The following is an 8,899-nucleotide window of genomic DNA, read 5'->3' as shown; positions in this document are numbered from 1 at the left end:
TTTTTTTTCGATACATGACCGTATGCCATGATAATTCTCCATTCCTAAAAGGTTGTACCCTCTCGTGATCAAGACGCGTCTTCGATGACCCTGACTACGCTCTTCCACAATCGAGTCTACAAGATTCGACAAAGTTTACCCTAAAGTTCACCAATAGGCAAGGCAAGGTAAAAAAATCTCTAAGCCTTAGGAATTAAAAAATCTAGATGATATTCACATATATTTAGCCCTACACTTTATATGCCAATTCATCTAACATTCGTTTTATCATTTTCAAATCCGAGAAGTCCGTATCACGATATTCATCATAAATCTCATTAACATTAGTTATACCATCTCGTTCAGAAATAGATTTTATAAGAGCATGATTATCGTATAAAATCTTGGGAATACCAACACGATTATAAATAATATCACCTATAATAAAAACTCTAATATTTATCTTAAATACACGACTTCTATTATTCCAATAATTCATTATTGCAGCAATAAATGACAATTTATCATCAACACCCAAAAGTAATTCTATACATTTTTCCGTATAAAATATTTCTTTATCATAATCCCCACAAGTATAAAATAAATATCCCAAATTATTCATCGTCACACATAAGTCTCGCGTGCAGTGTATTTTTTCTCCAATTTCATTGGCTTGAATCAAGTCTTTTTCGGCTTCAGAAAATTTCTGTTGGCGAATTTTTGCCTGCGCACGACTATTTAAAGTTCTAACATAACGAACAAGATTATTATTATTAATATAAATATCAATCGCGGTATCATAAAAAGCTATCGCTTTGTCATATTCTTTTTTGCGAACCAATATAATTCCTTGACTACTTATAGAATCTGCATACATAAAATCATCTTTGATCTGCTTAGAAATAGATTCGACTTCTTTTAGAATTTCTATTGATTCTTCGTTCCTTTCCCGCTCACGTAGGAGATAGGATTTAACAATCAAGAGTCTTCCTTTGAGAGACAAAGATAATTGTTCGGCTCTTTCTAGAACTAGATCACACCAATGCTCGAGTTCACTTAGATATCTTCTTCGACGAAGGAAAAAATCAAGGTTAAGAAGATACTCAGCAAAACGCTGAGGTGTTTGATAATACATTAACTCCATGGACGCTCGGATAAGATCAAAGTCAGCATCCAGAATCGTGAAAATCACCTGCTCTTTTTCTGTATCCAGATGCTCCGCACACCGACACGAAAGATCAATACAGTAGGTCAATAAGCCTTCGTGAGCCGCTTCTTGCTCAGCAGTAGCCTGATGGAGACGTTCTTGAGCAAAAATTCGGACGATACTAAGCATTCGCCAGCGGTCATTCGATTCTTTTCGCAAGAGAGATTTTTCTTCCAGGGCTAGCAACCACTCCCCAATCTCGGGCTCCTCACAGACAGCTCTTGCGGCCTCTAAGTTAAAGCTACCGGGCAAGACGCAGAGCCGTAGAAAGTGGCCTTGCTCTTCCTGATCGAGGAGGCTAAACGACCACTCTAGAGCCCTACGGAGCGTGCGTTGACGCTCCGGGACATCACGGGTTCGGGTGATAAGAAGGCTCAGGGCATCGTCGAGACGAGACTCGATTTCCTCCAATGAGAAAAGGCGGCGACGGGCGGCGGCAAGCTCGACGGCAAGAGGCATCCCCTCTAGGCGCTGGCAAATGCGACCGATACACGCCACATCGGCTTCGGAAAGAGAGAGCCCCGGCTCTGCTTGAAGCGCTCTCTCAATAAACAGGCGCTCCGCCTCAGCAAGAACCAGAGGAGGCACTTCAAAGCGCCACTCGCCGGAGAGAGAGAGGAGGGCTTGTGAGGTCACCAGGCAGGTGAGTTCTGGAGCCTGACGCAGAAGCTGGGCGACGCGGGAAGCGGCAGCCAGAGCGGTCTCAAAGTTATCCAGTACCAGAAGGGCACGGCGCTCGGCGAGGGCTTCGATAAAGTTCACCCGGCTATCGCGAATGGCGAGCCCCATCGCTTCGGCAATCGCATGGACAAGCCCTCCTTCCTCCTGCACCTCAGCGAGCGGGACGAACCAGACACCATCGGGATAGCGCTCTGCTAGCTCAGCGGCCACCTGAAGCGCAAGGCGGGTCTTTCCCACTCCTCCAGGGCCGGTGAGTGTCACTAGCCGCTTTCCGCTCTCCAGCAGCCCTCGAATCGCGGCTAGATCCGCCTCACGCCCCAGCAGCGGGCTAGGCTCTAGCGGCAGGTTGTGGTTGCGAACCCGAAGTGTCCGAGGAGGTAAGTCACAGAGAGGAACACCGGGCGCATCCAGCCGGTAGAGAGTCAGGGTCATGGAGAGATCCCGCAGGCGGTGCTTTCCCAGTGGCATAACCGGCGCTGGAGTAAAAGAGACGAGCTCCTCGGGAAGGAGAATCTGTCCGGGCTGTGCCGCCTGCATCAGCCGTAATGCCTGCCCTGGTGCCGCCCCAAAGTAGCCCTCTTGCACGCGCTCCGCACTCCCTTTGAAAATACCAATACGCGCCCGAAGGGGCACTGTGCCTTCTGGCCAGAGCCGGTAAAGCAGAGCCTGTTGCACCGCGACGGCGGCGGCACACGCTTCTTGTGGCGTTGCAAAGGCCGCACGCACGCCCTCCTCCACGCCTGCCTGTTGCCGGTAGAGAAAGCCCCCGTGACGCTCCAGAGCCGCGCAGACAGTCTGCTCAAACGCCGCGATCCCTGCTCGCGCCCCCAGAGGATCAGGAAGCTCCGTATCGGCGGCTAGGAATGTCGGCTCAGAGACCAGAGGATAGGTCTGCGTGCGGGTTGGCTGGGTGAAAACATCCCCTTGCAAGAGCGCCTTCGCCGCCGCCTCAGCGAGTGTGGAGACATTTTCGGGACAGAGCAGCGTCACATCGTGTGCCGCGAGAGACTCCGCCTTTGCCCCGATCCAGCCCACCGACTTGAGAGTCCCCTTGAGCAGCGCTCCCGTCGCGCCCCAGGCAGGGTTTAGTGGCCGCTCCGTCAGAGCAGAGAGCATTGCCAGAAAGAGTGGCAGCCCGAGTGAGTCCCCCACGGCTTCCTCCGCCTGCTCTACCGCGTAGAGGAGCCGGACAGGGCGAGGCGGGGGCAGTCCCACTTGCTCAATCAGCCGAAGCGCTTCCGTGAGAGCCGCCTCCGCGCTTTGCCTCACATCGGCGCTTACCAATAAGATTGGCTCGGGGTCAGGCCAGCCGGTCGTGGCTAGGTTCTCGACAGGGAGCGCGGCAACGGCCACACGGCACGCCACTGCTTTCTGCTCCGCAGGACGGTAGAGTGCCCCCCAGAGCATTCCCAGGCAGGGGATATTCTTGTCAAGAAGCCCCACAGAGGCGTTTTGGAGCGCCCACTGCTGGCTGTCCAAGCTCAGAAACTCTCCCGCGCAGGGCAAGAGCGGATCGGCAAGATACGGAGCCAGCTCTGGGTGCTCCAGCGCCTTCAGAGCCAGCCAGACCAGAGTGGGAGCTGCTGCGGCTGTCGGAGCGCCCGTGCGCCGCTCCAGTAGTGCTTGTAGCCGCTCTAGCACCTTGGGTGGCATCTACTCCCCTACCAGCGCCACACCCAGCAAGCCCACGGCCCCACGAACCGTTGGGGCAGGCTGCTCCCACAGACCACGCCCCTCCGCATTCAGAGGAACCGTCACCAGCCACAGATCAAGAACCCCCTCTTCCTGAAGCGCCAGAGTCGCCGCACTCACCTCTTCGGTGAGAAAGCCTTCCGCCTGGCTGGCATCCACCAAAAAGCGCAGCCGAGGCGGGTTTTCAGGAAGCTGATGGATCTCGATATGCATGCCATCAACATCAAAAACATCGCGCTGAACGTGCAGGCTTTCGGCGGCGGCGGCCAAGGCCGGGGCGAGTGCTGAGAGGCGCACGGAGCGTCTCTGCAGAAGAAAGCTTCGTCGGAGAGTGCCACGGACTGCGGCGAGCCAGCTTGGTGAGGGGGCCACTTGGCTCTCCTGAAACTCCCGCCCCACACGCCGCGCAGCAACCTCCATCCCCTCGGTGAGTCGGGCAAGCCGTGCAGGAGCGAGCTGAGGAAGTGGTTCTTCGTCGGCCTCTGCCTCTATGGCATCCACAGAGCGCAGCAGCGTGAGACGTCGCTGTAGCGCGGGATCGTGTAGGGCGGCAGCAAGCACCAGGCGCTCGGTGAGCACATCCGCGCTCCCCTCAGCCACAGCGACAATCTGATCGTTCGTAATTTTCATGGTCTTCTATCCCGCCAGCAGTCCCAGCTCGTAGCGCAGCACGCTCAGTTTCCCCCGATCCGCAATATTCGTCTCACAGAGAGCACTCACTGCGCTCATTAGCTCGGCCTCACCTGCTTCGGGCTGCGCGGCCACCGCTTCTAAAGTCGCCCAGTCAGACTTCGAGACCCCGAGCAGAGCGATGTAGCGCTCAAAAAGACTTGCCGCGGCCCGATCCGAGAGCACCTCATTCTGGTAGAACTGCGCCAATATGAAGAGCACGTAGCCTTGGTAGTGCCGCGCACGCCGCTTGGGCCTCCGCGAGCAAGCGGCCTTAAACGCCTCTTCCCCTGCAAAAAGGGCCCCGATTAGCTTCTGGCGCTGACCTGACTCCAGCCAGAGAAGCCCTTCACCCAGATCGCTTCCTCCCTCCGCAACTTGCTCCGCCTGTGCCTCGTCGTAGCCCTTCTCATCGCGGCCTTCCGCACGATCCAGCATGTCTAAAAAGCGCTGCTTGATCATTCGCATCAACAGCCGCCGGAGATGCTCAAAGGTCCCAATGGCCTCCCCCGCAGGCTCGGTAAGATAGCGAAGCGCTCGGAGCCAAGCATCTTGCAATAGATCGTCGCCCTCCAGCCCCAGCGGACGCCACGACGAGCGGATCAGCCGATCAGCATAGGCCACCAGTGGTTCCCGAAGCGAGGTGATATACGGTGCGGCAGCCCTATCAATCGCGGTGGACTGCCCGGAGCGAAGTGCCTTGCGGAGCGCAACAACTCCCTCTTCTGCATGTAGTACGGTTGACATAGGCGGATTCTGATAGAGACTCAAAAAATATTTTGCGTTTTTTTCGACAGGAGCGCGTCAATCTCCTCCAGAGGGACCTGAGACGCCCCCCCCAGCCGCCGACAGTGGCAGGCGGCCGCCGCACTGGCGAAGTCAACGGTCTTTTTGAGCGGCCAGCTCTGAAGTAGTCCATAGCAGAGCCCGGCGCGAAAAGCGTCCCCTGCTCCCGTCGTGTCCAGAATATCGAAGCTGGGATAGGCAGGGTAGTGCCACGAGCCCGTGTCATCGGTGACAGTTCCTCCTTCGTTTCCTTGAGTAAAAATCTCGACGCGGGCTTTGGACTTTGTCAGTTGAGCTGGGCCAAAGCGACGCAGTGACTCGGGGCTATACTGCAGCAGTGTGGCGACTGCGGCCACTTCCGGCACGTGGACAAAGTCCATTGCGACAACAGAGCAGCCAAGTGCAGCCGCACGGAGCGCGGTCTGGAGGGCACTTGTTCCCAGGTTGGGGTCTACGGCGACAACGGGCTTGTGGGCAAACAGCGCCTCCGGCACGGGTGGAGCGACCGCTTGTGCAAAGCCACGTCCCTGCATCTGCCGCTCACCATCTTGGCCAATGCAAATCTCACAGACGGGAGTAACGGCACTCGGATCATCCGGGATATGCGCCCGGGAGAGCCCAGCCATATCTATCAGCTGGCGCAGGCGCTCCCCTTCGGCATCCGTCCCAATGGCCGTTCCTACCAGCGCAACATCTACGCCCCAGCCTGCAAGCTGGTAGGCCGTGTTGAGCGCCTCCCCACCGGGAAACTCCTGCCATCGGGTTGTGCCAAAAGGCAGGAGCCGATCCAGCGCCACGGTTCCGTAGACCACCACCTGGGGTTGTGCGCTCACAGCTCCAGCTTGGCGAACCGATCTTCGGTGGGGTTGTTCTCACGGCGGAGGTTTTCGTAGGCTAGGTTGACGCGCTCCAGAATCCGGCGTGCCTGAGCCTGCTCATTGGAGCCCTCAGGGAAGCGCTTGGGATCGCTCCGGCGCAGCAAGTCCTCGTAGGCGGCCTGCACCTCCCCTAAACTCGCCCCCGGAGACAGATTCAGAACACGATAATCAGCGGCCAAGGGGTTGGTGTCCACAGGCAGCGACACAGGCGCAGAGACCGTCGCCGCCGGTGGAGTCAGCTCCTGGCGCGACTCCAGCTCCCGGCGAGCGCTGGCGATCTTCTCTTCCGCACGACGCATGAGGCTATCCACGTCCGAGAGCTCACTTTGGGGAGGCGGTGGTACACGCCTTCCTGAGGCAGAAGCAGGCACTCTATCGCCGGGGCTGCTATCTAGCTCGCTCAGAGCGGCCTCCCGCTCGCCTAGCTCAGAGTCGATCTTGTCCTTGATCACGCCCACATAGGCTTTTCCCAGCCGCCCGATTCTATCTGGAATACTCATACCAATTTTTCTTTCTCAACCGTGCCATGACTTGCCCCATAGAATACCAGCTCACCGGGGCTCAGTGCTTCCCAGCCTGGCTCGGTGTCCGTCTGCTCTGAAGCCAACACCCAGCCCCCCCTCACGAGGGGTCGGGCGAAGAGCGTGTAATACTCTGCATTTTTAGAAAATTGTCGGAGGGCATAGAGTCCCTCAGGAGCCGCAATGAGCAAGTTTATTCCCGTGTAGCTCCGCGTGGGGTCGCCCTCTAACTCCGCCTGAGCCAGCAAGCGCCGCAGTGCTTCTGCCAAAGCCGCTTGTCGCTTCTCGGCCGAGACTCCCCCGATCTCCGCAGCAAGCCAGCCGGCCAGCACCACGGTATCGGAGTCCGAGAGTGCTTCGGGACGCCCCGCCTGCTCGCCTTCGGTTCGTAGCCAGCCCAGTAGCCCTCCTTTGAGGGTGCCATTGTGGATCACCAGCAGGCTATCTCCACTCTGGCCCTCTAGGGGGTCTACACGCACGGGATGGGCGTTGTCGCTCGTGATAGCCCCACAAGAGGCTTTTCGCAGGTGCCCCAGAAAGACGCAGGCACTTTTAGAAGCCGCCTCCGAGGCAAAGACAAAGTAGGCCGAGCCCTGAGCGGAGCCGACCTGGCGCAAGAGAGAGATCTGGCCCGCGGTATCAAACCAGCCCACTCCCCAGGAGTCGGCGTGGCCCGGTGGATTATCGGGAGGAACTTTGCCAAGCTCCGCCTGGTGGCGCAGAGCATGGGGTGCTCCGACGCAGTGCTGCCACGAGGGAAGGGTCGGGAAGGAGGGAAGGCCCGCCGGAGAAATCTCCGACGGGCCTGCAACTAGTCCTAAAAGACGGCACACGGGCTAGCGACCTGTGGAGCCACCACTGCCGCCGACTTTTTGCTCCAGTCGGGCCAGCTCGGCCTCAATCTCATTGGTTGGAGCGGTGACGCTCTGCGTGATCGGCGCGGCCAGCCCTAGCTTGGCCTCCAGCGCTTCCAGCTCACTCTGTGCCGCAACATCGGTCTCGGTGACTTCGAGCTGTCGCAGACGACTCTCGACATTGGTCTGACCAATCTCATTGAGAGCCTTGGCCTCGCTGAGCTTGTTATTGATCTTATTTTTGGCCTGAGTAAACGTGTTGTTGGTGTCTTCCCAGGTGCCCATACCCTGGAGCTGCTTCTCCATCTCAGACTGAATCTGCGCTTGCTTCCACTTGGCCTTGAGGGCGAGTGCCTCCGCCGTCTTCTGGCGAATCTGCTCTTCCTCACGCTTGATGGCGACCTTGACCTGCTCTGCCGTCTCGATAGCGGTCGCGAGGGTCTCGCGGGCGCTCTGGAGGCTCTGCTCGTAGCCTTGCTTCTCCTTGAGGAGCTGCAGTGCCAGCTCGCGATCGCCGCGCTTCAGGGCGAACTCCGCTTTTGCCTGAAGGTTATCTACGGTCTTTTGCAGATCATCTACCTGGTTTTGCAGGTTGTTCTTTGCCGTGATGGCAACCACCGCACGCTCTCGGTTGCGGGCGTGCATCTCTTGCATATCATGCTTGGCCTGATCCAATAAAACATCAGGGTTCTCTAAGACATCTAGACCTCTGCCAAACCAGGACCTTACCAAGGCCATAAATCGCTTCAACATGGCTTTTAACTCTCTCCTTGCGCACTAGGTAGCGGTGCGTTTTTTGTACTGGCTATCCGACACCCGCAAAGCGCTTCCGGTTGCATGTGAAATTATACCAGACAGATATTTCTAAACTTCGGTACGAAAGTTACCTAGCCTCAGGTTTCCGCTTGATCTACTTCTACCCAAGCCGCCTCGATGCTGGCCCAGCGCTCTTGGGAGAGCTGGAGCGCCTCAGAAGATGGCACACCGAGCGCACGCACCCGCTCACGAACCGTACTGAGGCTACTGAGAGCACTGCTACAGCCCGGACAGCGACGAGCGTGATTTTCTGCATACCAGCGTGCTACTCCCGTCAGAGAGCCGTCTACGAGAGCAGAAAGAAGATTTTTCATGTGGGGACAAGGTTTTTCGAAGCCGTGTTTCATGCCAGTCCCCTTTCTCGGGCATAGTCTTGCAGCCCTTCGACGAGCTGAAAGCGAGCACGCGACAGACGAGTAGGGTCACCGTCAGCCTCAGAGCATCGGGCAGAGTGGCCAAGGCTTTTTCCAGCGGCTCGTCTAGGGTTATCTGGAGCAAGTGGGTATCGGCGCTCTCTGCCCGTGTGGAGGTAGGCCCGACCTCTCCCCCTGCCATGAGCTCGTCTACCGTGACTCCCACGCCCCATTTTTTCTCACGCCGCCAGCGGTCATCATCACCCCGTACCAAACGCCGGGCACAGGCGATCAGATTGGACTCACACCCACGCGCTAGCTGGGCATACTCTTGACGTGAAGAGCTCATGCAGGGCTAACAATTCGGCATCGCCTAAACGTTCCCTTCGTCAGGCTCGTCTTCGCGCAACCTCAGCCGCTCTTCCAGCTCTCGATGACAGTTTGCACAGAGCAAGTCACACTT

The 8,899-nt window shown here is 57.1% G+C and carries 8 protein-coding genes; all 8 read right to left on the bottom strand.

What is annotated here, in order from left to right:
- Nucleotides 1-229 precede the first annotated feature (229 nt).
- Nucleotides 230-3,520 carry a tetratricopeptide repeat protein gene (locus AC1XOS_RS16230; protein WP_481963269.1) on the bottom strand — a complete coding sequence of 1,097 codons (3,291 nt, stop codon included), beginning with the start codon at nt 3,518-3,520 and terminating at the stop codon, nt 230-232.
- Nucleotides 3,521-4,189 carry a hypothetical protein gene (locus tag AC1XOS_RS16225; RefSeq protein WP_481963268.1) on the bottom strand — a complete coding sequence of 223 codons (669 nt, stop codon included), beginning with the start codon at nt 4,187-4,189 and terminating at the stop codon, nt 3,521-3,523.
- Between the two features lie 6 nt (nt 4,190-4,195).
- A complete protein-coding gene (locus AC1XOS_RS16220) occupies nt 4,196-4,975 on the bottom strand; it encodes an RNA polymerase sigma factor (protein ID WP_481963267.1) in 780 nt (259 codons plus the stop codon).
- 20 nt (nt 4,976-4,995) lie between these two features.
- The gene (locus AC1XOS_RS16215) at nt 4,996-5,847 is read right to left on the bottom strand and encodes a carbohydrate kinase family protein (RefSeq protein ID WP_481963266.1); all 852 of its coding nucleotides are present in this window, start codon (nt 5,845-5,847) and stop codon (nt 4,996-4,998) included.
- Nucleotides 5,844-6,392 carry a hypothetical protein gene (locus AC1XOS_RS16210; RefSeq protein ID WP_481963265.1) on the bottom strand — a complete coding sequence of 183 codons (549 nt, stop codon included), beginning with the start codon at nt 6,390-6,392 and terminating at the stop codon, nt 5,844-5,846. The genes AC1XOS_RS16215 and AC1XOS_RS16210 overlap by 4 nt, the downstream gene beginning before the upstream one ends.
- Complete coding sequence (locus AC1XOS_RS16205) at nt 6,389-7,246, bottom strand: class II glutamine amidotransferase (RefSeq protein WP_481963264.1); 858 nt, start codon at nt 7,244-7,246, stop codon at nt 6,389-6,391. The genes AC1XOS_RS16210 and AC1XOS_RS16205 overlap by 4 nt, the downstream gene beginning before the upstream one ends.
- A 3-nt stretch (nt 7,247-7,249) precedes the next feature.
- A complete protein-coding gene (locus tag AC1XOS_RS16200; protein ID WP_481963263.1) occupies nt 7,250-8,020 on the bottom strand; it encodes a PspA/IM30 family protein in 771 nt (256 codons plus the stop codon).
- A gap of 140 nt (nt 8,021-8,160) precedes the next feature.
- On the bottom strand, nt 8,161-8,397 hold the full coding sequence (locus AC1XOS_RS16195; RefSeq protein WP_481963262.1) for a hypothetical protein: 237 nt from the start codon (nt 8,395-8,397) through the stop codon (nt 8,161-8,163).
- Nucleotides 8,398-8,899 lie beyond the last annotated feature (502 nt).

It is taken from the genome of Armatimonas sp., assembly GCF_964826245.1.
Note: the sequence above shows the minus strand (reverse complement) of the source record. Positions and strands in the feature narration are given on the sequence as shown.

Coding starts and splice junctions, on each gene's coding strand:
- AC1XOS_RS16195 (WP_481963262.1), bottom strand. CDS start 8,397: ATGAAAAATCTTCTTTCTGCTCTCGTAGACGGCTCTCTGACGGGAGTA.
- AC1XOS_RS16210 (WP_481963265.1), bottom strand. CDS start 6,392: ATGAGTATTCCAGATAGAATCGGGCGGCTGGGAAAAGCCTATGTGGGC.
- AC1XOS_RS16230 (WP_481963269.1), bottom strand. CDS start 3,520: ATGCCACCCAAGGTGCTAGAGCGGCTACAAGCACTACTGGAGCGGCGC.
- AC1XOS_RS16225 (WP_481963268.1), bottom strand. CDS start 4,189: ATGAAAATTACGAACGATCAGATTGTCGCTGTGGCTGAGGGGAGCGCG.
- AC1XOS_RS16200 (WP_481963263.1), bottom strand. CDS start 8,020: ATGTTGAAGCGATTTATGGCCTTGGTAAGGTCCTGGTTTGGCAGAGGT.
- AC1XOS_RS16220 (WP_481963267.1), bottom strand. CDS start 4,975: ATGTCAACCGTACTACATGCAGAAGAGGGAGTTGTTGCGCTCCGCAAG.